Source organism: Nocardiopsis endophytica, from assembly GCF_027706725.1.
GTDB classification, from domain to species: domain Bacteria; phylum Actinomycetota; class Actinomycetes; order Streptosporangiales; family Streptosporangiaceae; genus Nocardiopsis_A; species Nocardiopsis_A endophytica.
Window position 1 is genome coordinate 39,199 of the sequence record NZ_JAQFWQ010000033.1, and the last position, 22,546, is coordinate 61,744.

A 22,546-nucleotide genomic window follows, 5' to 3' on the forward strand; every position below is an offset into this window, starting at 1 on the left:
CGCGGGTTCCGGGCGCCCGAGCGGGGGAATGCAGCCTGCGTCGGAACTCCGGAGACGGGAGGCGCGTACGCATGGTGTTCCGCGTGGACTCGGAGGTCGGCCGCCTGCGCCAGGTCATCGTGCACCGGCCCGACCTGGAGCTCCGGCGCCTCACCCCCTCCAACAAGGACGACCTGCTCTTCGACGACGTGCTGTGGGAGCGGCGCGCCGAAGAGGAGCACGACGCCTTCACCGACCTCCTGCGCGAGCACGGCGTGCGCGTCCACTACTTCCACGAGCTGCTGGAAGAGGTCCTGGCCGTCCCCGACGCCCGCGCCCACATCCTCGCCGAGGTCGTCGACGAGCGCTTCCACGGCCCCCAGGCCGCGGGCCCCATCCGCGCCGCCCTGGACGCCATGGACGACACCGAGCTGCGGCGCTTCCTCATCGGCGGCATCACCAAGGCCGAGATCCGCGAGCGCATCGACGACCCCGCCTCGCTGTGGCTGCACTCGCTGGCCGACGACGACTTCGTCCTCGACCCCCTGCCCAACCACCTGTTCACCCGCGACACCTCGGCGTGGCTGTACAACGGGGTCTCCATCAACGCGATGCGCAAGAAGGCCCGCCGCCGGGAGACCATCCACTACGAGGCCGTCTACCAGTGGCACCCGATGTTCGCCCAGGGCGGCTTCGAGGTGTGGAACCGCGGCCGCTCGCACGCCCCCGCCACGATCGAGGGCGGGGACCTGATGCCGATCGGCAATGGGGCCGTGCTCGTGGGCACGAGCGAGCGCACCCGGCCCCAGGCGGTGGAGCTGCTGGCGCGGGAGATGTTCGCCCGCGGCGGCGCCGAACGCATCCTGTGCCTGCGCATGCCGCACGCGCGCGCGGTGATGCACTTGGACACCGTCATGACCGAGGTCGACTACGGCGTCTTCACCAAGTACGCGGGCCTCGGGATGCTTCCGTCTTCGACCCTGGAGCCCGGGGACGGCGGAGCCGACGGGGGCAAGGAGCTCAAGGTGACCGACCACCCGCCCGAGGACATGCACCGCGCGATCGCCCAGGCGGCCGGGCTGGACGAGATCCGCGTCCTGACGCCCACGCAGGACGTGTTCTCTTCAGAGCGCGAACAGTGGGACGACGGCTGCAACGTCTTCGCGCTGGAGCCCGGCGTCGTGGTGTCCTACGAGCGGAACGTGACCACGAACGCCCACCTGAGGGCCAACGGCGTCGAGGTCCTGCCCATAGCAGGCGGAGAGCTGGGCCGGGGGAGAGGCGGCCCCCACTGCATGACCTGCCCTATCCAGCGGGATGCCTGATCAAGCGGCGTCGACCTCGGTACTCGCGACGGTTGAAGGCGCAGGGACGGGAAGACCCTCCTCGCGGAGGCCGTCGATGTGGAAGCGGATCGCTCCGCGCATCTCTTCGATGGTCTCCGAGACCGTGTCACCGACGGCGACGCAGCCGGGCAGGTCCGGGCACCAGGCCCCGAAGCCGTCCTCGCTCTGTTCGATGAGGATCACGTAACGGCTCATCGGCGACGCCCCTCGGACTGCGGCTGATCGGCCTCTTCGAAGAGCATCTCATCAGGAACAGAGGGATCGGAGGAACTCCGGAGGTCTGCCGAGCGCTTTCCGGCGAACACCGCCCCCAGCATCAGCAGCCAGGCTCCTAGCACCAGCGCCGGCTGGATCAGGGTCATGATGAACCCGATCAGCGTCGTTCCCCCGATGCCCACTGTCGCCTGGAGGAGCAGCCACACGTAGGGGAGTGCGGCGGCCCCCAGGTTCACCCCCACCGCCGCCCATACCAGGCCGGGGCGCGACGGGCGCCTGCGGCGGATCAGGTAGGCCGCCACCGCCAACAGCACCAGCGGCGGGGCGAGCGAGCGCACGAGCTGGTACGCCGGGACCCCGATCAGCTCCAACGGCTACTCCCAGCGGAAGAACCGGGCCGCCAGGGCCGCGCCGACCGCCGCCCACACGGCCAGCACCAGCACGGGCAGCAGCGACGGCGCCGCGCCGTCGGCCAGCACCGACCGCAGCCCTCCCGCCAGCGCCGTGATCGGCAGCGCCTCCACCGCCGTCCGCACCGCGCCGGGGAAGCGGTCGGTGGCGAAGATGACGCCGCCGAGCCCGAGCATCACCACGTACACCAGGTTGGCCGCCGCCAGCGTCGCCTCGGCCCGCAGCGTGCCCGCCATGAGCAGCGCCAACGAGCTGAACGCCGCGGTGCCGAGGAGGACGAGGAGCACCGCGTAGGCGAAGGCGACCGGCCCACCGTGCGGATTCCACCCCAGTGCGAAGGCCACCGCGCTCAGCACGGCGATCTGGATCGCCTCCACCGCCAGCACCGCCAGCGTCTTGGCCGCCAGCAGCCCGAACCGCGACAGCGGGGTCGCCCCCAGCCGCTTGAGCACCCCGTATCTGCGCTCGAACCCGGTGCCGATGGCCTGCCCCGTGAAGGCGGTGGACAGCACGGCCAAGGCGAGGATTCCCGGGGTCAGGAAGTCCACCCGCGGCCCGTCGCCCAGCTCCACCACGTCCACCGTGCTGAACCCCGCCAGCAGCAGCACGGGGATGACCATGGTCAGCAGCAGCTGCTCCCCGTTGCGCAGCATGATGCGCAGCTCCATGCCCGCCTGTGCGGCGACCATGCGCGCCATCGGCGCGGCGGCCGGGGCGGGGCTCAGGTCCAGGGCGGGGCGGGCGGTGGTCTCGGTCATGAGCGGAGTTCCCGGCCGGTGAGTTCGAGGAAGACGTCTTCAAGGGTGCGGCGCTGCACGCGCAGCCCCTCGGGGTGCACGCCGTTGGCCGCGCACCAGGTGCCGACGGTGGCCAGCATCTCCGGCCCGATCTCCCCGCCGTCGGCGCGGGCGATGGCGCACCCCGGCGCCTGCCCGGCGGTCGCGGGCCGGGCCTCGACGCGGACGCCCGACGGCAGCGCCTCGCGCAGCGCCTCGGTGTCCACCGCCTCGCGGCACTCGAACCGGAGCTCCTGCCCGGCGGAGGTCAGCTCGCCGGTGGCGCCGTCGGCCACCACCCGCCCCCGGTCGATGATGACCACGCGGTCGGCGAGGTTCTCGGCCTCCTCCATGTGGTGCGTGGTCAGCACCACGCCCACACCGGCGCCCCGCAGCTCGGCCACCAGGTCCCAGGTGGCGCGGCGGGCCTGCGGGTCGAGACCGGCCGTGGGCTCGTCGAGGAACACCAGCTCGGGACGTCCGATCACGGCGGCGGCCAGCGACAGCCGCTGCTGCTGGCCCCCGGACAGCCGGCGGAAGGGGGTGCGGGAAGCATTCGTGAGGCCGAGGCGTTCCAGCAGCGTGTCGGCGGACAGGGGGCGGGCGTGGAACGAGGCCATCAGGCGCAGCCACTCGCCCGCGCGCGCTCCGGTGGGCACCCCGCCGGACTGCGGCATCACCCCGACCCGGGGCTTGAGCGCCGCGGCGTCGGCGGCCGGGTCCAGGCCGAGCACGCGCACGGTGCCGCCGTCGGCCCGGCGGAAGCCCTCGCACACCTCGACGGTGCTGGTCTTCCCGGCGCCGTTGGGGCCGAGCAGCGCCGTCACCGCCCCGCGGGGCGCGGTGAAGGACAGGCCGTCGACGGCGGTCGTCGCGCCGTACCTCTTCACCAGGTCGGTGACCTCGACCGCGGCTGTCTCCATGGCCTCAGAGTCTATGGCCGCCCGGGCGGGTGCCCGCACCGGGTGCCCGGTGGCGGGCGCGCCGCCGACGGGGCGGGCGTCCGGATGCCAATACCCGTGTCTCGCGATACGAGCGGGTAGCCGAACCCGCACGCGCGTGCGCGGAGCCGGGCGAGGCTACCGTACCGCGAAACCCCTGAAAGGTAAGGCTTGCCTGGGTGATCAATGGCATGCATCACGGTTTGCCCGCACGGAAGCATTTACGCCACACTGATGTTGTGAAAAAGGTGAGCAGCGGACAGCAGCCGACCGGGGGCACCGCGCCCGGCGTCCCGCGTGCGCCTGCGCCCGACCTGGGCGCCGAGACCGGGACGCGCGCGCGGGTGGCGCGCCTCATCCTGGAGCAGGGACCGATCACCGCCTCCACACTCGGCGAGCGGCTCGGGCTCACACCGGCGGCGATCCGCCGGCACCTTGACAACCTCATGGGCGAAGGGCTCGTCGAAGCCCGCGACGCGCGGCCCCTGGGCCGCCGGGGCCGGGGCCGCCCGGCCCGGGTCTTCGCGATCACCGAGGCCGGTCGCGACGCGTTCGTGCACGGCTACGACGACCTGGCCTCCAGCGCTCTGCGCTTCCTCGCCGAGCGGGCCGGACCCGGTGCCGTCACCGAGTTCGCCCGGCGGCAGGTCGCCGAGCTGGAGGAGCGCTACCGCCCCCTGCTGGAGGGCGTGCCCCCGCAGCAGCGGGTGCGCAAGCTCGCCGAGGCGCTGAGCAACGACGGCTACGCCGCCGCCGCCGACCGGGCGCCCGCGCCCGGCGGGGGCCAGCAGCTCTGCCAGCACCACTGCCCGGTCGGGCACGTGGCGGCCGAGTTCCCCGAGCTGTGCGAGGCCGAGGTCGAGGCCTTCGCCCGGCTGCTGGGCACCCCCGTGCGGCGGCTGGCCACCATCGCCCACGGCGACGGGGTCTGCACCACCCATGTGACCCCGACCGAACCCGCAGGCGCTGCAGAGGGCGCCGAGGACAGCACCAACGAATCAGGACGTCTGAGTCCAGGAGGATCCGCGTAATGACGTCTATCGCGCACCCCGAGCTCGAAGGGCTCGGCAACTACGAGTACGGATGGGCCGACCCGGACACGGCCGGCGCCTCCGCTCGGCGTGGACTGAACGAGGAGGTCGTCCGCGACATCTCCGGCAAGAAGGACGAGCCGGAATGGATGCAGAAGGCCCGCCTCAAGGCGCTGAAGCTCTTCGACAAGAAGCCGATGCCCTCGTGGGGTGCCGACCTGTCCGGGATCGACTTCGACAAGATCAAGTACTTCGTCCGGTCGACCGAGCAGCAGGCCGCCTCCTGGGAGGACCTGCCCGAGGACATCAAGAACACCTACGACAAGCTGGGCATCCCCGAGGCCGAGAAGCAGCGCCTGGTCGCCGGCGTCGCCGCCCAGTACGAGTCGGAGGTCGTCTACCACCAGATCCGTGAGGACCTGGAGGAGCAGGGCGTCATCTTCCTCGACACCGACACCGCGCTCAAGGAGCACCCCGAGCTCTTCCAGGAGTACTTCGGCACGGTCATCCCCTCCGGCGACAACAAGTTCGCCGCGCTCAACACCGCGGTGTGGAGCGGCGGGTCCTTCATCTACGTCCCCAAGGGCGTCCACGTGGAGATCCCGCTGCAGGCCTACTTCCGGATCAACACCGAGAACATGGGCCAGTTCGAGCGGACCCTGATCATCGTCGACGAGGGCGCCTACGTCCACTACGTCGAGGGCTGCACCGCGCCGATCTACAAGACCGACTCGCTGCACTCGGCGGTCGTGGAGATCATCGTCAAGAAGAACGCGCGCTGCCGCTACACGACCATCCAGAACTGGTCGAACAACGTCTTCAACCTGGTCACCAAGCGTGCCGTCGCCTACGAGGGCGCCACCATGGAGTGGATCGACGGCAACATCGGCTCCCAGGTCACCATGAAGTACCCCGCGGTGTACCTCATGGGCGAGCACGCCAAGGGCGAGACGCTCTCCATCGCCTTCGCCGGCGAGGGCCAGCACCAGGACACCGGCTCCAAGATGGTGCACTGCGCCCCCAACACCTCCTCCACCATCGTCTCCAAGTCGGTGGCCCGGAGCGGGGGCCGCGCCTCCTACCGGGGCCTGGTGCAGGTGCAGGAGGGCGCCGACCGCGCCAAGTCCACGGTCAAGTGCGACGCGCTGCTGATCGACACCATCAGCCGCTCGGACACCTACCCCTACAACGACATCCGCGAGGACGACACCGAGCTCGGCCACGAGGCCACGGTGTCCAAGGTCAGCGAGGACCAGCTCTTCTACCTGATGAGCCGCGGCCTGGACGAGGACGAGGCCATGGCGATGATCGTGCGCGGGTTCGTCGAGCCCATCGCGCGCGAGCTGCCCATGGAGTACGCCCTGGAACTGAACCGGCTCATCGAGCTGCAGATGGAAGGAGCGGTTGGTTAATGGCCGGCCCGAACCTCGGAGTCAAGGAGCACAGCCACGGCGGTGAGCTCCCGATCTCCAAGCTGGACGTCCACGGGTCCTTCGACGTGGACGCGTTCCCGGTCCCCACGGGCCGGGAGGAGGAGTGGCGCTTCACGCCGCTGCGCCGCCTGCGCGGGCTGCACGACGGCCGCGACATCAAGGACGGCGTCGTCTCGGTCGAGGTGACCGCCCCCGAGGGCGTCACCCACGAGACCGCCGCCTCGGGCGACCCGCGGCTGGGCACCACCTTCCTGCCCACCGACCGGGTGTCGGCGCTGGCCTTCCGCGACTTCGGCACCTTCGGCGGCGCCACCGTGGTGACCGTCGCCAAGGACGCCCAGGTCGCCGAGCCCGCCTACATCAAGGTCACCGGCGAGAACCAGGGCGACGCCTACGGGCACATCCTGGTGCGCGCCGAGGCGCACTCCAAGGCCACCGTGGTCCTGGAGTACGCCGGCGAGGCGGTCTACGCCGACAACGTCGAGTTCATCGTCGAGGACGGCGCCGAGCTGACCGTCATCAGCCTGCAGGACTGGGGCCGCGACGCGGTGCACGTGGGCCACCACTACACCAAGGTCGGCCGGGACGCCCGGTTCAAGAGCTTCGTGATCACCCTGGGCGGGGACCTGGTCCGCATGTCGCCCAAGGTCGGCTACACCGCCCCCGGCGGCGACGCCGAGCTGCACGGGCTCTACTTCACCGGCGACGGCCAGCACCACGAGCACCGCTCGCTGATCGACCACAACGTCTCCCACACCCGCAGCCGCGTCGAGTACAAGGGCGCGCTGAGCGGCGAGGGCGCGCACGGCGTGTGGATCGGCGACGTGATCATCGGCGAGGGCACCGAGGGCACCGACTCCTACGAGTACAACCGGAACCTCGCGCTGACCGACGGCACCCGGGTGGACTCGGTCCCCAACCTGGAGATCTTCACCGGCGAGGTGGAGGGCGCGGGCCACGCCAGCGCCAGCGGGCGGCTCGACGAGATCCACCTGTTCTACCTGCGCTCCCGCGGCATCCCGGAGGACGAGGCCCGCCGCCTGGTCATCCGCGGCTACTTCGCCGAGCTCATCGGCCGCATCGACGTGCCCGAGCTGCGCGAGCGGATCATGGCCGAGGTCGAGGAGAAGCTGGCCGAGCATGAGTGAGGGCACCTTCACCCGGGTCTGCGCGCTGAGCGACCTCCCCGACGAGGGGGCGCTCGGCGTGGAGGTCGGCGGCACCCCGGTGGCGGTGGTGCGCAGTGAGGGCGAGGTGTACGCGATCAGCGACATCTGCTCGCACGCCGAGGTCAACCTGTCGGAGGGCGAGGTCGAGGACGGCACCATCGAGTGCTGGCTGCACGGCTCCTGCTTCGAGCTGACCTCCGGCAAGCCGATCAACCCGCCCGCCGTCCAGGCGGTGCCCACCTACGCAGTCAAGATCGACGGCGACGACGTCCTCGTCTCGCTGGACACGACGAATTCCTGAGGCTTGAAACAGATGACGAAGTTCGAAATCCGCGGGGTGCGCGCCGACGTCCTGATCGGGGCCGACGAGCGCCAGGAGATCCTCAAGGGCGTGGACCTGACCATCGACTCCGGTCAGACCCACGCGATCATGGGCCCGAACGGGTCCGGCAAGTCCACCCTGGCCTACGCCATCGCCGGCCACCCCAAGTACGAGATCACCGCGGGCGAGGTCCTCCTCGACGGCGAGAACGTGCTGGAGATGAGCGTGGACGAGCGGGCCCGCGCCGGCCTGTTCCTGGCCATGCAGTACCCGGTCGAGGTCCCGGGCGTGTCCATGTCCAACTTCCTGCGCAGCTCGGTCACCGCGGTGCGCGGCGAGGCGCCCAAGCTCCGCCAGTTCTCCAAGGAGCTGCAGGGCACCATGAAGGACCTGTCCATCGAGGCGTCCTTCGCGGCCCGCGGCGTCAACGAGGGCTTCTCCGGCGGCGAGAAGAAGCGCCACGAGATCCTCCAGCTGGAGCTGCTCAAGCCGAAGATGGCGATCCTCGACGAGACCGACTCCGGCCTCGACGTCGACGCCCTCAAGGTGGTCTCCGAGGGGATCAACCGGGCCAAGGCCAACAGCGACGTGGGCATCATGCTGATCACCCACTACACCCGCATCCTCAACTACGTGAAGCCCGACTTCGTGCACGTCTTCGCCGACGGCCGCATCGCCGAGTCCGGCGGTCCGGAGCTGGCCGACCGGCTGGAGAACGAGGGCTACGAGCGTTTCGTGAAGGCAGGCGCTGAGCAGTGACCCGAGGCGAGCACGCGCCGCTCGACGCGGAGGCGGTCCGGGGGGACTTCCCGATCCTGTCCCGGACCGTCCGCGACGGGCGCCCCCTGGTCTACCTCGACTCCGGGGCCACCTCGCAGAAGCCCCGCCAGGTGCTCGACGCCGAGCGGGAGTTCTACGAGCGCCACAACGCGGCGGTCCACCGCGGCGCGCACCAGCTCGCCGAGGAGGCCACCGACGCCTATGAGGCGGCGCGGTCCACGATCGCGTCCTTCGTCGGCGCCGGCGCCGGGGAGGTGGTGTTCACCAAGAACGCCACCGAGGGCGTCAACCTGGTGGCCTACGCCATGGGCAACGCGGCCACGGCCGACGAGCCCTACCGCCGCTTCTCCGTGGGCCCGGGCGACGAGGTCGTCGTCACCGAGATGGAGCACCACGCCAACCTGGTGCCCTGGCAGGAGCTGTGCCGGCGCACCGGCGCCACGCTGCGCTGGTTCGGGCTGACCGAGGACGGCCGGCTCGACCTGTCGGAGCTGGAGGACCTGGTCAACGAGCGCACCAGGCTGGTGGCGCTCACCCACCAGTCCAACGTGCTGGGCACGGTCAACCCGGTCCGGGAGGTCACCGCTAGGGCCCACGAGGTGGGCGCGCTGGTGCTGCTGGACGCGGCCCAGTCGGTCCCGCACATGCCGGTGGACGTGCGGGAGCTCGACTGCGACTTCCTGGTGTTCTCCGGGCACAAGATGCTCGGGCCCAACGGCATCGGCGTGCTCTACGGGCGCGCCGAGCTGCTGGCCGCGATGCCGCCGTTCATCACCGGCGGTTCGATGATCGGCGTGGTGCACATGGACCACAGCACCTGGGCCGAGCCGCCGCAGCGGTTCGAGGCCGGGGTGCCCATGGCGCCGCAGGCGGTCGGGCTGGCGGCGGCGTGCGACTACCTGTCGTCGATCGGCATGGAGCGGGTGGCCGAGCACGAGCACCGGCTCACCGAGTACGCGGTCAAGCTGCTGGGCGGTATCGACGGGGTGCGCATCGTCGGGCCCACCGACACCGTGGACCGGGGCGGCGCGGTCTCCTTCACCGTCGAGGGCATCCACCCGCACGACCTGGGGCAGGTGCTCGACGACGAGGGCGTGGAGGTGCGCGTGGGGCACCACTGCGCCTGGCCGCTGCACCGGCGCTACCAGGTGCAGGCGACCACCCGGGCCTCGTTCTACCTGTACAACACGCTCGCGGACGTGGAGGCGCTGGCCGAGGCCGTGCGCACCGCGCAGCGGTTCTTCGGGACCGCCGAGGCGCGCTAGGAAGGGCGGAGCATGCGCTTGGACGCGATGTACCAGGAGATCATCCTGGACCACTACCGCAACCCGCACAACAAGGGGCTGCGGGAGCCCTTCGAAGGGGAGGCGCACCACATCAACCCCACCTGCGGGGACGAGGTGACGCTGCGGGTGCACCTGGCGCCCGGCTCCGGCGAGGGGGGCGCGGCGAAGGTCGCCGACGTGTCCTACGACAGCATGGGCTGCTCCATCAGCCAGGCCAGCGCGTCGGTCATGACCGACCTGCTGATCGGGCGGACGGTGGACGAGGGCTTGGAGATGCTCGACGCCTTCAACGAGCTCATGCACTCCAAGGGCCAGGGGGAGCCGGACGAGGACGTCCTGGAGGACGCGGTGGCGTTCGCCGGGGTGTCGAAATACCCTGCCCGTATCAAGTGCGCCCTGCTCGCCTGGATGGCGTGGAAGGACGCGACCGTGCAGTCCCTGGGAAGCGACCCCCGCTCGGGCGGGGATGGACCGGAGGGTGTCTCATGAGCGAGAACGAGACCGCGGCCCCGGCCCCGGAGCAGGCGGCCGCGGGCGGACCGGGTGAGGGCCTGAGCCAGGAGGCCCTGGCCGAGGAGATCAGCGAGGCCCTGAAGGACGTCATCGACCCCGAGCTGGGCGTCAACGTCGTCGACCTGGGCCTGCTGTACGGGGTGAACGCCGACGAGGCGAGCATCACCCTGGACATGACCCTGACCAGCGCCGCCTGCCCCCTGACCGACGTCATCGAGGACCAGGCCACCAGCGCCCTCGACGAGTTCGGCCGCGAGGTCAAGATCAACTGGGTCTGGATGCCCCCGTGGGGCCCGGACAAGATAACCGAGGACGGCCGCGACCAGCTGAGGATGCTGGGCTTCAACGTCTGAGGCCCACCCCTCGCCGGTCGGTGCCCGGACACCTCGGAACAGCGACAAGGGCCGGGACGCCGAAAGGCGCCCCGGCCCTTCCTCCTGCCCAGGGCCAGAGGAGGGGGACGACAGAGGCCGGCGGACCGAGCGGCAGCGCGGTCGAGTGGCAGGCGTGTGCGTGGTCGCCGTGGTCGGCGGCGACGGAGTGAGCCGGGCGGTTCCCCGGCCCCGTCTGCCGGGCGCGAGGCCCCTGCCCCCTCCTCGTTGATCTCGGGGAAGTCGGGCTTATCGTGTCCGGTTTAACCCCGAGTTCCCCGAGATCATCGCGGGGAGGACCGTCCGGGTGGCGCATACCGGGCATACCGGACGGCGGGTGGAGGGGTTGGGCATCCTGCGTCGTGAAATCGACGCTTTCATGCAGATCGGGTGTCGATTTCACCACCCAAGATGACCCCAGGCCGCTCGAGGCGCCCAGAAGGCGGGTTCCGGTCGAGCCGCTACCGTCCCGGCGTCCGATTTGTCTGGGCTCCCGGGGGGCTGAGGTCCCTCCCGCGTCCTGCCGCCGCCCTCTCCGGCCACCATCCGCACGCGCCGCACCCGACGACGCCGCAGGTAGGGCCGCTGACCTTTGTCGTCGCTGCCATCGACCCCACACCCCGCTGGCCCGCCGCCCGGCCGGGGCCTTAAGCGGGGGACCTGCTGACCCGCCCCCCCCCGGCCCCGGGGGATTCCCTTCCTCGTGAACGTGGGCTGCCCCCGTCAGTGCGGGGTGGCCAGGCTCTGGCGCAGTTCTTCGGCTATGTCCTCGTCTCCGCGCTGGGAGAGCATCTCCAGCAGCTTCCGCGGGTCCGGCTCGGGGTTCTCCTCCTCGGTGATCCGGCGGGCGATGATCCGGAGCGCCTCGTCGGTCGGGGCCGGGGCGGTGTAGCCGATCAGGTGCAGCGCCCTGCCCGTCGGGCCGTGGCCGCCCAGGTCGGCGGCGGGCAGGCGGCGGGCGTCGAGGCGGTCGCCCTCCACGGTGATGAACACCCGGTCGCCCGGCTGGGCCGACAGCCGCCGCAGCAGCGGCCGCAGGGAATCGAAGGCCGCCTCATCCCGCCACACCAGCACCAGCAGGTCGGCACCGGGGGCGGTCAGGCACAGCAGCCGCCCCGGCTGCAGCCCCAGGTGGGTCGCGTACCCCGGCGGCACGGTCACCGGGGCGCCGTTGAGGTGCTCCGGGCCGATGTCCACCCGGTGCCACCAGCGCCCGTCGGGCGCGCGGAAGCACCGCGGCGAGGTGGCCACCCCCGGCGGCGGGGGCGCGGCGGCGGGCGCGCCCGCCGCCTCCGGCCGGGGCGCTCCCGCCTCGTGCGCGGCGCCCGGACGCCGGCGGATCGGTAGCCCGCCCGCGGTGGTCGAGCCGTCCTCCTCCGACAGCTCCGACCGGCCGCCGAACGCGGGCGCCGGTGCGGGCCCCTCCGGCGGCAGCGACGGGTCGATGAGCACCCGCCCGTCGCGGATGTCGATGCCCGGCGTGCTCTGCAGCCATGCCCGCAGCGACCGGCGGCGGATCCCGATCCGGTCCAGCCGCACGGCCGCGTCGTCCAGGGTCGGCGCGTCGCCCAGCATCTCCCGCGTCTGCCAGCGCATCCGCTCCGGGTCGTCGGCCACCAGCCACCCGTTGTGCAGCCGCCGGTCGGTGAAGAAGGTGATGAGCACCCGCCACAGCGGCGCCTTCAGCGACGGCACCGTGACCGGGTGGTCGGGGTGGGCCCCGATGAGCGTGTCGATGGTCGTGGCCGCGCCGAGCTCCTCCGACAGCTCCCGCAGGTGCCGGGTGACCGGCTCGCCGCCGGACGAGGACAGCCACTGCAGCAGCCGCTCCTCCACGCTGCGCTGGGCGTTGCGGATGTCGCCGATGTCGGCGCCGATCTGGTCGGCGAGCAGCCGGATGCTGATCGGGTCGGCCGCGAACAGCCGCTCGGCGGCGACCGTCCGCTCCAGCGGGCTCCACCCGCGCAGGAACTCCTCCAGCAGGTCCACCATCGGATGGGCGCCCAGCTCGGAGCCGTCGCCGCCGTGGCCTCCAGGCCGCTCGGCCCCGTGGTCGTGCCCCTGCCCCTCCCCCTGCTCCTGCTCACGGGCGTGCTGGTTGCGCAGCGCGCGCAGGGTGCGGATGGCGCGCGTCGCGGCGCTCTGCGGCACGTCGGCCCTGCCCTGCGGGGGCGAGGTCACCGCCTCCGGCGGCGGCCCCTCCTCCAGGTCGGCTCCGGTGGCCGCGGACAGGTACCCCAGCGCGCGGCGGACCCGGTCCGGGGCGCTCTCCGGCAGCCAGTGGGCGACCGTGCGCACCGCCTCGATCATCAGCGCGGGGGAGGGCAGCGGCCCGGTGCGCGCCTCCTCACCGCAGAACGGGCGCAGCGCCTGCCAGGCGGCCGACCCGATCACCTCGACCGGCCCGCAGTCGGCCGGGAAGGGCCAGTCGGCCACGGCCGAGGGCGGCGCCCCGATCAGGGTCGCCCAGTCGCCCGCCGTGGCCAGGAGGGCGCCGCGCACCGGTTCGGCGACCTCGTCGAGGTCCACCGGCAGCGCGCGCAGCACCGGCAGGAAGTCGCCGACGGGAACGTGGTCCCAGTACTCGGACATGAGCAGCGCGAGGTTGTGCGCGAGCCACGGAGGCCCGGCGATGTCCAGCGCGCGCGGCAGCGGCAGCGACCGCCACCAGCCGTCGACCAGGCGGCTGTGCCCCAGGTAGGGCGTGAGGTCCTCGGGGCGGCTCCAGCGCAGCGCCGGAGCCAGGTCGGTCAGGCAGATCGGGGAGATGGCGTTCATCCGCGGTGGACCTCGACCTCCAGGGGTACGGCGCAGGGACGTGGGCCGCCGCAGGTAGCGGAAGCGGTCGGCCGGTGTTCCACTTTATGCGCCCTTGCCGGATTCGGTGCCCGCTGTCCTACGACTGCCTGGGCCGGCGGGGACACGGGCGCCCAGCGCGCCCGCGGGTGATCGTACGTCGGCGCGGCGCAGAAGGGTAGGGCGCGGCCGCCGGGCGGCCGCATCCACGCGGGGATCCCCGTGAAGCCCCTGCGGGGATCCCTGCGGATTTCCCACGAGAGGCTTCAGGACACGGGCGGGGAACGGCCCGGAGGCGCCTCCGGGCCCCGGGGTCACTCCCCGGCCAGAGCGGCGACCATCTCCGCCGGTACCGGAACGCTCGGCTCGTTCCCGGGGTTGACCGCCAGGCCCACCCCCTCGGGCAGCGCCGAGGCCAGGTCGCGCACGGCCAGCACCGCGCACGGCACCTCCGCGCTCCGCTGGTCGTACTGGGAGCGGGAGGTGAACACGGGGATGTACACGCGGCCCTCCAGCTCCAGCGACGGCAGGGCGATGGACCCGTCCTCCTGGGTCCCCGACCCCTGGGGCACGGGCACCCAGACGCTGCCCTCCGCGAAGGCGGAGAGGAACGCCCGCACGGCTCCGCCCTCCGCCGCACCGCTCCGGCCGGCGCCGTCGGCGCCCCCGGAGGCCTCGGTGGTCTCGGCGTCGGCCGGGGCGTCCCGCAGGGCCCGCCCCAGGGCCTCCTCGACCGGGTTGGCGGGGAACCCGGCGTCGGTGTCTGCGCTGTCGTTGCTGGTCATGGGGTAACGAACCCGTCTGTAGTCGGCTGGGCCGCCGGGGGGCGGGGCCAGGTCACGGTCGGGACCTTTGCCGGTCTCGGTCAGGCGTCGTCCCGGCCCGGCGTCGGCGGTCGGCGGTATGCTTGTCGGGCACGCCGTACCCCTGCCTTTCTCCTTTGACACGTGCTCGTCGGTGTTGCGAGAGGCACACGTGGCGGTCCTTCGCAACCGCGTGCCCCGTCCCGGATCCCGACGCGGCGTGCCGCGCGTCAACGCCCGAGTCCGCATGATAGGTGGAAGTGACTGACCTGCAGATGAATCCCCCTGGAGGAGAGCGGGCGGAGGGACCGGCGGTCGTCCGCTCCTACATGGCCATCGGCGACAGCCTGACCGAGGGGCTGGAGGACGTCGCACCCGACGGGGGCTACCGGGGTTTCGCCGACCGCCTGGCCGAGCACCTGTCCGCGGACGAGCCCCGGTTCCGGTACGCCAACCTCGCGGTGCGCGGCCGGCGGATGCGCCACATCACCGGCGAGCAGCTCGACCGCGTGCTTGAGGAGCGCCCCGACCTGGTGACCGTGCACGCGGGCGGCAACGACGTGCTGCGCCCCGGCACCGACCTGGACGCCCTCGCCGCCCAGCTGGAGGAGGCGGTGCTGAGCATGCGCCGGGCCGGGGTCCGTGTGGTGCTGCTGTCCGGGCACGACACCGGCTGGGTGCCGGTGCTGCGGATCTACCGCGGGCGCATCGCGGTGTTCAGCATGCACCTGCGCGCCATGGCCGAGCGCACCGGCGCCGACATCGTCGACCTGTGGTCGATGGAGGCGCTGAACGACCCCCGGGCCTGGAACGAGGACCGGCTGCACTTCAACGGCGACGGCCACCGGATCGTGGCTGCCCGCATCGCCGAGGTGATCGGGCAGCCGATGGGCCCGCGCGAGCTGTGGGCGCGGCCGTGGGACACCCCGGCGGTGCGCCTGCCCCGGATCCTGCGCCGCCGTGAGCACATGCGCTGGGCCCGCGAATACCTGGTGCCGTGGCTGGGGCGGCGGGCCATGGGCCGCTCGTCCGGCGACGGCCGCGAGCCCAAGCGCCCGGAGCTGGAGCCGTTCCAGCCCCCGCCCTGGGCCGAGCGCGGCCCGGGGGAGACGGTGGACGGCGCCCGGCCCGAGGAGGCGGGCGCGGTCGGCGGGTCGGCCAACGGCGCCCCGTCGGCCAACGGCGCCCCGCCGACCAACGGGACCCCGTCGGCCAACGGCGCCGCGCGGTTCCACGGCACGGCGCGCGTCCCCGGCACAGGCCCGGAGGAAGGGGCGGCCCCGGTGGACGCCTCCGAGGCCACCGAGGCCTGAGCACGGCCCACCCGATGGTGAGTGCCTTGGTGACGGGCACCTCGGGCACCGCCGAATCCGCCGCCGGAGATGCGGAACCCGGAGATGCGGAACGCCGCCGGAGACACGGAACGGGGCCCACCGGTCGCATGTACCGGTGGGCCCCGTCGGCGCTACACGGGACGTGCTCGTCCCCCCGCCGCCTCAGGCGCGGCGGAAGGCCACGGCGATGTTGTGGCCGCCGAAGCCGAAGGACTCGTTGATCGCCCCCACCGCGTCCGCCGGCAGGTCGCGGGCCTTGTCGCGGACGATGTCCACGGACACGCCCGGGTCGAGCTCCTCGATGTTGATCGTCGGCGGGATGCGGCCCTCGTACAGGGCCAGCACGGTGGCGATGGACTCCACCGCACCGGCGCCGCCCAGCAGGTGGCCCGTCATCGACTTGGTGGAGGTGACCGCCACCCGGTCGGCGGCGGCGTCGCCCAGCGCGCGGCGGATCGCCAGGGTCTCGCCCACGTCGCCGGTCGGGGTGGAGGTGGCGTGCGCGTTGATGTGCGCCACGTCCGCCGGGCCCATGCCCGCGTCCTCCAGCGCCATCGTGATGGCCCGCGCCTGCCCCTCGCCCTCGGGCTCGGGGGCGACGATGTCGTGCGCGTCGTCGGAGTACCCGGCCCCGGCCGCCACCGCGTACACGCGGGCGCCGCGGCGCGCGGCGTGCTCGGCCGACTCCAGGACGACGATGCCCGCGCCCTCGCCCATGACGAAGCCGTCCCGGTCGGTGTCCCAGGGCCGGGAGGCCGCCTGCGGGTCCTCGTTGCGGGTGGACAGCGCCCGCATGGAGGCGAAGGAGGCGATGTTCAGCGGGTGGATCGCGGCTTCCGTGCCGCCCGCGATGACCACGTCGGCGCGGCCCGAACGGATCATCCCGATCGCGTCGGCGATCGCCTCGCTGCTGGAGGCGCAGGCGCTCACCGGGGCGTGCGCCCCGGCGCGGGCGGTGAACTCCAGGGCGACCGCCGCCGAGGGGCTGTTCGGCATGAGCATCGGCACCGTGAACGGCGAGACGCGCTTCCAGCCCTTCTCGCGGAAGGTGTCGTACTGCTCGAGGATCGTCAGGATGCCGCCGATGCCGGAGGAGACGACCGTGCCCAGGCGCACCGGGTCCACATCCGGGGCCCCGGCGTCCTGCCAGGCCTCCTGCGCGGCGATCAGCGCGAACTGCTGGGTGCGGTCGAGCCGGCGCAGCCGCTGGCGGGGGAGCTTCTCCGACGGGTCCTGGACGGCGCGCCCGGCGATGCGGGCGGGCAGCTCCTGCGCCCAGTCCTCGGTGATCTCGCTGATGCCGGACCGACCTTCGAGGAGGGCGGACCAGGTCGTGGAGACGTCACCCCCCAGCGGGGTGGTGGCGCCCAGGCCAGTGACGACGACTTCGGTGCTGTTCATCGGCCTTTCGCCCTTCGCGTCATGGTAGGTCGTACCCGGCGGCGCGCCGGGGCATGTGGAGGCGGATGCGCGGATGCCCCGGCGGCGGCGCGGTGGCGCCGCCGCCGGGCGGGCGCGCTACTTCTGGATGAAGTTGATGACGTCCTGGACCGTCTTGAGGTCCTTGAGCTGGTCGTCGGGGATCTCGACGCCGAACTTGTCCTGCGCCGCGACCGCGATCTCGACCATGGAGAGCGAGTCGATGTCGAGGTCGTCGACGAAGCTCTTCTCCGGCGTGACCTCGGCGGCGGGAACCCCGGCGATCTCGTCGACGATCTCGCCGAGGCCGGCCAGGATCTCCTGCTCGGTGTGCTGCGCCATGGTGTGGTTACTCCTTCTCGGTGCGCCCCGGAGCCTTCCGGGGCCGTGTGCGTCGCCGTCGCGGCCCGGTCACGCGTGACCGTGCCGCGGCCGTCCGGCCTCTAGGGGATGCGCAGGACCTGCGCCGCGTAGGTCAGTCCGGCGCCGAATCCCAGGGTGAGCACGGTGCTCCCCGACGGCAGCTCGCCCCGTCCGCCCATGCGCGCGATGGCCAGCGGGATGGACGCGGACGAGGTGTTGCCAGCGGAGACGATATCGCGGGCGATGAGCGCCTGCGGCGCCCCCAGCTTGCGCGCGATGGCCTCCACGATGCGCAGGTTGGCCTGGTGCGGGACGAACGCGGTGAGCTCGGTGGGGTCGACCCCCGCCCGCTCCAGGGCCTGCAGTGCCACCTTGTGCAGCTCGGTGGTGGTCCACCGGAAGACCGCCTGGCCCTCCTGGTAGAGGTAGCGGTTCTCGCGCAGGTAGATCTTGTCGGCGCGCTCGCCGGAGCTGCCCCAGACCACCGGCCCGATGCCGTTCTCCTCGGCGGGGGCGGCGCCCACCACCGCGGCGCCGGCGCCGTCGGCGAAGATCACGCAGGTGGACCGGTCGTCCCAGTCGACCCAGTCGGAGAGCTTCTCCGAGCCCACCACCAGCACGTTGCGCGCCGAACCGCCGCGCACGGCGTCGGCGGCCAGGCCGGTGGCGTAGCAGAACCCGGCGCAGGCGGCGTTGACGTCGAAGGCGCCCGGCGCGGTGATGCCCAGCCGCGCGGCGACGGTGGCGGCGGCGTTGGGGATCTGGTCGCGCTGGGTGCAGGTGGCGACGATCACCAGGTCGATGTCGTCGGGGGACAGGCCGCTCGCCGCCAGGGCCTTGCCGCCGGCGATGACCGCCATGGACTCCACCGACTCGGTGTCGTCGGCGATCCGGCGCTCCTCGATGCCGACCCGGCTGCGGATCCACTCGTCACTGGTGTCGACCCGCTGTGCGAGGTCGTCGTTGGTGACGGTGTTGGCCGGCTGGTGCTCGCCGAAGGCGAGGACCCGTGCGCCCCCGAGGGTGTCGGGAAGGGGCAGTGCGGTGCTCATCGGGACGGACCTTCCGAAGCGGCGGTGCCGGAGTGCTCGGCGACCAGCTCCCGGGCGGCCTCGAGGTCCTCCGGCGTCTTGACGGCCAGCCGCTCCACCCCGCGCAGGGACCGCTTGGCCAGGCCCACCAGGGTTCCGGCGGGGGGCAGCTCGATGAGAGCGGTCACCCCCAGGTCGGCCAGGGTGGCGGTGCAGGCGTCCCAGCGCACCGGCGAGCTGATCTGGGAGACCAGCAGGTCGAGGTAGTCGCGGCCGGCGGCGACGACCGAGCCGTCGCGGTTGGTGAGCAGGCGGGTGCGCGGGTCGGCGGGGGAGACGGCCTGGGCCGCCCGGCGCACGCGCTCGACCGCGGGGGCCATGTGCTCGGTGTGGAAGGCCCCGGCGACCGACAGCGAACGCAGCCGGGCGCCCTTCGGCGGGTTCTCGGCGAACGCGGCCAGCGCCTCGGCGGTGCCGGCGGCCACGATCTGCCCGGAACCGTTGTCGTTGGCGGCGGTCAGCCCCGCGTCGGCGATGGCGGCCAGGACCTCGTCGCGGTCGCCGCCCAGGACGGCGGTCATGCCGGTGTCGGCGGCGGCGGAGGCCTCGGCCATGCCGCGCCCGCGCTCGGCGACCAGGGAGAGGGCCTCCTCGGGGGCGAGCACCCCGGCCAGGCCGGCGGCGGTGAACTCGCCCACACTGTGCCCGGCGACGGCGTCGGTGCGGGCGGCGGCGGTCTCCAGGTCGCCGAACAGCGACACGGCCGCGGCCAGCCCGGCGCTCACGAGGAGGGGCTGCGCGACGGCGGTGTCGCGGATCTCCTCGGCGTCGGCGGTGGTGCCGTAGCGCACCAGGTCCAGCCCGGCGACCTTGGACCAGGCCTCGAAGCGCTCGGCCATGCCGGGCGCTTCGAGCCACGGGGAGAGGAATCCGGGAACCTGGGCGCCTTGGCCCGGAGCAACGATTACAAGCACGGCATCAACCTTGCCCTGTAGGACATCACCATCTGGATGAGGACAACGACGAAGTTTACGAGACGGCGTTTGTGCGTAGTCCACAAAGTCCCGGTCAGGTGGGCGATGGCGGGGAGCGCGCGGAGGGGATGCCACTCTGGAGGGGTGAGCACCGAGAAGAACGGCCGCGACCGCGCGGCGGAGGAGGGCGGCGACGCGCCCGTCCGCGCCGGCGACGACGACGGGCGCGCTGTCGATGATGCCGGACGCGCCGCCGCCATCACCGCCGCCGACGACGACGCCGTCCGCGCCGAGACCGTCAAGCGGCTCGAGAGGTCCATGGGGGAGCTGGGCACCGCCGCGGTGGCGCGCATGGAGAGCCGCCTGTCCTGGTTCCGCAACATGTCCGCCGAGGACCGCTCCTGGGTGGGCCTGGTCGCCCAGTCCGGGGTGGCGGCCTTCGTCGACTGGTTCAAGAACCCCGGCCGCGGCCGCCCCGCCATCACCGTCGAGGTCTTCGGCACCGCGCCGCGCGAGCTGACCCGCTCGGTCAGCCTCCAGCAGACCGTGGACATGATCCGCGTGGTCATCGACGTGGTGGAGAACCAGGTCGAGGAGCTGGCGGCGCCCGGCGGCCAGCAGCAGCTCCGCGAGGCGGTACTGCGCTACACCCGCGAGGTGGCCTTCAGCTCGGCCAAGGTCTATGCCCGCGCCGCGGAGGCGCGCGGGGCCTGGGACGCCCGCCTGGAGGCGCTCATCGTCGACGCGCTGCTGCACGGGGACCGCGACGAGGGGCTGCAGACCTGGGGGTCGGCGCTGAGCTGGTCGCGCACCCCGGTGGTGGCGGTGGCCGGGGAGGCCGGGGACGACGGCCGAGCGGTCATGGAGGACCTGCGCGGGGCGGCGCGCCGGGCCGGGCACGACGTGCTGGCCGGGCAACAGGGCGACCGGGTGGTGCTGGTGCTGGGGATCGGCGCCAAGCTCGCCGCGGGCAAGGCCGAGGGGGAGGTGCCGATGGCGGCCGCCGAGCCGCTGGCGGGCCTGTTCGCGCCGGGCCCGGTGGTGGTCGGCCCGCCGGTCGGGGAGCTGCGCGCGGCCGGGACGTCGGTGGCGGCGGCCGTCAACGGGCTGCGGGCGGCCGTGGCCTGGCCGGACGCGCCGCGCCCGGTGCTCGCCGAGGACCTGCTGCCCGAGCGCGCGCTGGACGGCGACCGGGCGGCGCGCAAGCAGCTGGTGGAGGAGATCTACGAGCCGCTGCGCACGGCGGGGTCGCCGCTGCTGGACACGCTGTCGGTGTACCTGGAGCACGCGTCGTCCCTGGAGGCGACGGCGCGGATGCTGTTCGTGCACCCGAACACGGTGCGGTACCGGCTGAGCCGGATCGCGGAGCTGACCGGCCACATGCCCGCGGACGGCCGGGGGTCGTTCATCCTGCGGGTCGCGGTGACCTTGGGCCGCCTCGCCGAAGGCGGTGCCGGGAGGTAGGGGAGGGCGTCGGCCGGGGTGGGTGTCCGTGCGCGCGGCGCCTCGGATAGGTCTCGTCCCGCCGGTGTGACCTTCGGCCCTGAAATGTTCCAACGGGCTCTGTTTTATCCCCGGTTGACCCCTGGTGCGATAGACCTGTCCCGAGGTGTTCGATCGGCGCGAACGTGCTGGAACGCGGCGGTTGCCGCGGACGTTCACGCAGGAGAGGATGAGGGGAGTGTTCCGCCTCTCTTCTCCCGTTCGGGGAGTGAACCTCCCTTGAGGCGGCGGCGTCCTCTACGGCGAGCGGCCGGGGCGGGGGTGCGGGAGGGGCGGCCGCACCGACGACGGCCATGTGATGGTGTGGGGGGCATTGCGGTGGTGAAGAGGCTCTGGGAGACGGCGAAGCGTCTCTACGGCGAGGCGGCCGAGGCCGTCCTCGCACCGACCGAGTCCGGACAGCTCTGGCGCAAAGTCCTGTTCTTCGTCCCGGTTCCCATCCCCCTGCTCGCCGTGGTGGCGCTGATGGTCGGCGGCCACCTGTCGGCGGCGGGGGTGTGGATCCTGGCGTCGGGCTCGGTGGCGGTCGCCTCGCTGCTGCTGGCCTCGGTGGTGCAGCCGACGCCGCTGCCCGAGGGCCTGTCCACAGGCGCCTCCGTGCGCCGGTCGCTGCACCGGTTCCGGCAGATCACCTCGCTGCGGATCGCGCTGGCGCTGACCCCGGTGGCCGTGGGCGCCGGATTCGCCGTGGCCGGGGGCGGGCTGCTGCCGCTGCTGACCGCGCTCGCGCTCGCCTGGCCGCAGCTGGTGCTGGCGGCGCCGACCTTCTTCGTGATCACCCGCGCCCGCCGGGCCATGGAGGCCTGGGGCACCAAGGCCTACCTCTGGGCGGGCCTGGCCCAGCCCGCGCCGGTGGAGTGGCCGGTCGCGACCGCGCTGGCGGCGCGGGTCCGCGCCTACCGCGCGGCGCGCGCCGAGGGGGCGAGCGCCGCGACGGCGGCGACGGCCGCGGGCTCGGCCGGATCCGCCGAGGAGGGGGACGGGGACGCCGACGAGGCCGACGAGGAGGCCGAGGCCGCGACCGGGCTGCCGAGCCGCCTGGCCACGCCCAGCGGTGACCGTTCGGAGCCGTCGGACCTGCTGCCGGGCTTCCCGGCCGAGACCCCGCAGGCGCGCCCCATCCCGAGGGGGACCGCGGGCCGCCGGATCGGCCGCTTGGCGCGCCGCGACCGCCGCCCCAAGGCGAAGAGCTGACATCCGGACGTAGAGCCGATCCGTTCCACACCGGCGGCCGGGCGGGGAGACCTGCCCGGCCGCCGCTGTTCCGCCCGGACGGCGGTCCTCGCCGCAGCGTCGTCGGGCGAGCGGCGTGTGCGTGGTCACCGGAGAGGGCGGCGACGGAGTGAGCGGGGCGGTTCCCCGGCCCTGCGTGCCGGGCGGCGGGCCACTCGCGGTCCGGGGGGTCGAGCGGCTGGGCTGGTACCCCACTCACGGACCCCGGCCGGGCGGCGGGCGGCCGGAGTGTCGGGTGGGAGGGCGGCGACGACGAAGGTCGGCGGCCCTTGCGGCAGCGTTGACGATTGCACGGAGTGTGCGTGGTCGCCATGATGGGCGGCGACGGCGACAGCCGTGCGGTTCCCCGGCCCTGCCTGCCGGGCGGCAGGCCACTCGCGGTCCGGGCAGTGGCGCGACCGGGTGGGCGAATGGCCAAGCGCGTTCGTGGCGCCCGGCCCCCGCGGTGCGCCCCTGGCCGGCGATGATCTCGACAAGGGTGCTGTCATTCCGGCGGTTTTGACAGCACCCTTGTCG

General features: G+C 73.1%; 22 protein-coding genes. 12 read left to right on the forward strand and 10 right to left on the reverse strand.

Annotated elements, in window-relative coordinates; all coding sequences use genetic code 11:
* The first annotated feature begins 71 nt into the window (after positions 1-71).
* A complete protein-coding gene (locus O4J56_RS13530) occupies positions 72-1,304 on the forward strand; it encodes an arginine deiminase (RefSeq protein ID WP_270686107.1) in 1,233 nt (410 codons plus the stop codon).
* Here O4J56_RS13530 and O4J56_RS13535 read toward each other — a convergent pair whose 3' ends face one another.
* Genes O4J56_RS13535 through O4J56_RS13550 form a run of 4 tightly spaced genes read right to left on the reverse strand, consistent with a single transcriptional unit; the run spans position 1,305 to position 3,651 of the window.
* Entirely contained in the window at positions 1,305-1,520 is a 216-nt protein-coding gene (locus O4J56_RS13535) for a type II toxin-antitoxin system HicB family antitoxin (protein ID WP_270686108.1), read from the reverse strand. It lies immediately after the preceding gene.
* Complete coding sequence (locus tag O4J56_RS13540) at positions 1,517-1,912, reverse strand: hypothetical protein (protein WP_270686109.1); 396 nt, start codon at positions 1,910-1,912, stop codon at positions 1,517-1,519. The genes O4J56_RS13535 and O4J56_RS13540 overlap by 4 nt, the downstream gene beginning before the upstream one ends.
* A 3-nt stretch (positions 1,913-1,915) precedes the next feature.
* A complete protein-coding gene (locus O4J56_RS13545; protein WP_270686110.1) occupies positions 1,916-2,710 on the reverse strand; it encodes an ABC transporter permease in 795 nt (264 codons plus the stop codon).
* Positions 2,707-3,651, reverse strand: coding sequence for an ABC transporter ATP-binding protein (locus O4J56_RS13550; RefSeq protein ID WP_270686111.1), 945 nt, complete (start codon positions 3,649-3,651; stop codon positions 2,707-2,709). The genes O4J56_RS13545 and O4J56_RS13550 overlap by 4 nt, the downstream gene beginning before the upstream one ends.
* Positions 3,652-3,917: 266 nt before the next feature.
* On the opposite strand from O4J56_RS13550, the gene O4J56_RS13555 reads away from it, so the two are divergent.
* Genes O4J56_RS13555 through O4J56_RS13590 form a run of 8 tightly spaced genes read left to right on the forward strand, consistent with a single transcriptional unit; the run spans position 3,918 to position 10,556 of the window.
* The gene (locus O4J56_RS13555) at positions 3,918-4,700 is read left to right on the forward strand and encodes a helix-turn-helix transcriptional regulator (protein WP_270686129.1); all 783 of its coding nucleotides are present in this window, start codon (positions 3,918-3,920) and stop codon (positions 4,698-4,700) included.
* Positions 4,700-6,112, forward strand: coding sequence for a Fe-S cluster assembly protein SufB (sufB, locus tag O4J56_RS13560; RefSeq protein ID WP_270686112.1), 1,413 nt, complete (start codon positions 4,700-4,702; stop codon positions 6,110-6,112). The genes O4J56_RS13555 and sufB overlap by 1 nt, the downstream gene beginning before the upstream one ends.
* Entirely contained in the window at positions 6,112-7,281 is a 1,170-nt protein-coding gene (sufD, locus tag O4J56_RS13565) for a Fe-S cluster assembly protein SufD (RefSeq protein WP_270686113.1), read from the forward strand. Before sufB ends, sufD begins: the two co-directional genes overlap by 1 nt.
* On the forward strand, positions 7,274-7,603 hold the full coding sequence (locus tag O4J56_RS13570; protein WP_270686114.1) for a non-heme iron oxygenase ferredoxin subunit: 330 nt from the start codon (positions 7,274-7,276) through the stop codon (positions 7,601-7,603). Before sufD ends, O4J56_RS13570 begins: the two co-directional genes overlap by 8 nt.
* Positions 7,604-7,615: 12 nt before the next feature.
* The gene (gene sufC, locus O4J56_RS13575; RefSeq protein WP_270686115.1) at positions 7,616-8,383 is read left to right on the forward strand and encodes a Fe-S cluster assembly ATPase SufC; all 768 of its coding nucleotides are present in this window, start codon (positions 7,616-7,618) and stop codon (positions 8,381-8,383) included.
* Positions 8,380-9,669 (forward strand): cysteine desulfurase, encoded by a 1,290-nt coding sequence (locus tag O4J56_RS13580; RefSeq protein ID WP_270686116.1) that lies wholly within the window; start codon positions 8,380-8,382, stop codon positions 9,667-9,669. The genes sufC and O4J56_RS13580 overlap by 4 nt, the downstream gene beginning before the upstream one ends.
* 12 nt (positions 9,670-9,681) lie before the next feature.
* A complete protein-coding gene (gene sufU / locus O4J56_RS13585) occupies positions 9,682-10,179 on the forward strand; it encodes a Fe-S cluster assembly sulfur transfer protein SufU (RefSeq protein WP_270686117.1) in 498 nt (165 codons plus the stop codon).
* Complete coding sequence (locus O4J56_RS13590) at positions 10,176-10,556, forward strand: metal-sulfur cluster assembly factor (protein WP_270686118.1); 381 nt, start codon at positions 10,176-10,178, stop codon at positions 10,554-10,556. The genes sufU and O4J56_RS13590 overlap by 4 nt, the downstream gene beginning before the upstream one ends.
* Positions 10,557-11,297: 741 nt before the next feature.
* On the opposite strand, the gene O4J56_RS13595 is transcribed toward O4J56_RS13590, so the two are convergent.
* Positions 11,298-13,352 (reverse strand): hypothetical protein, encoded by a 2,055-nt coding sequence (locus O4J56_RS13595; protein WP_270686119.1) that lies wholly within the window; start codon positions 13,350-13,352, stop codon positions 11,298-11,300.
* 332 nt (positions 13,353-13,684) lie between these two features.
* Positions 13,685-14,155, reverse strand: a complete 471-nt coding sequence (locus tag O4J56_RS13600) for an SseB family protein (RefSeq protein WP_270686120.1) — start codon at positions 14,153-14,155, stop codon at positions 13,685-13,687.
* A gap of 347 nt (positions 14,156-14,502) precedes the next feature.
* On the opposite strand from O4J56_RS13600, the gene O4J56_RS13605 reads away from it, so the two are divergent.
* Positions 14,503-15,486 carry an SGNH/GDSL hydrolase family protein gene (locus O4J56_RS13605; protein WP_270686130.1) on the forward strand — a complete coding sequence of 328 codons (984 nt, stop codon included), beginning with the start codon at positions 14,503-14,505 and terminating at the stop codon, positions 15,484-15,486.
* Positions 15,487-15,669: 183 nt separating this feature from the next.
* Here the strand turns inward: O4J56_RS13605 and fabF are convergent, their stop codons facing one another.
* The 4 genes from fabF to O4J56_RS13625 form a co-directional block, all read right to left on the reverse strand.
* On the reverse strand, positions 15,670-16,908 hold the full coding sequence (fabF, locus tag O4J56_RS13610) for a beta-ketoacyl-ACP synthase II (protein ID WP_270686121.1): 1,239 nt from the start codon (positions 16,906-16,908) through the stop codon (positions 15,670-15,672).
* A 117-nt stretch (positions 16,909-17,025) separates the two neighbouring features.
* A complete protein-coding gene (locus O4J56_RS13615; protein WP_270686122.1) occupies positions 17,026-17,268 on the reverse strand; it encodes an acyl carrier protein in 243 nt (80 codons plus the stop codon).
* Positions 17,269-17,369: 101 nt separating this feature from the next.
* Positions 17,370-18,341, reverse strand: coding sequence for a beta-ketoacyl-ACP synthase III (locus O4J56_RS13620; RefSeq protein ID WP_270686123.1), 972 nt, complete (start codon positions 18,339-18,341; stop codon positions 17,370-17,372).
* On the reverse strand, positions 18,338-19,219 hold the full coding sequence (locus O4J56_RS13625) for an ACP S-malonyltransferase (RefSeq protein ID WP_270686131.1): 882 nt from the start codon (positions 19,217-19,219) through the stop codon (positions 18,338-18,340). The genes O4J56_RS13620 and O4J56_RS13625 overlap by 4 nt, the downstream gene beginning before the upstream one ends.
* A gap of 333 nt (positions 19,220-19,552) precedes the next feature.
* Here O4J56_RS13625 and O4J56_RS13630 point away from each other — a divergent pair, with 333 nt between their 5' ends.
* Positions 19,553-20,758, forward strand: coding sequence for a PucR family transcriptional regulator (locus tag O4J56_RS13630; RefSeq protein ID WP_270686132.1), 1,206 nt, complete (start codon positions 19,553-19,555; stop codon positions 20,756-20,758).
* Positions 20,759-21,115: 357 nt separating this feature from the next.
* Complete coding sequence (locus tag O4J56_RS13635; protein WP_270686124.1) at positions 21,116-21,991, forward strand: hypothetical protein; 876 nt, start codon at positions 21,116-21,118, stop codon at positions 21,989-21,991.
* The last annotated feature ends 555 nt before the right edge of the window (positions 21,992-22,546 follow it).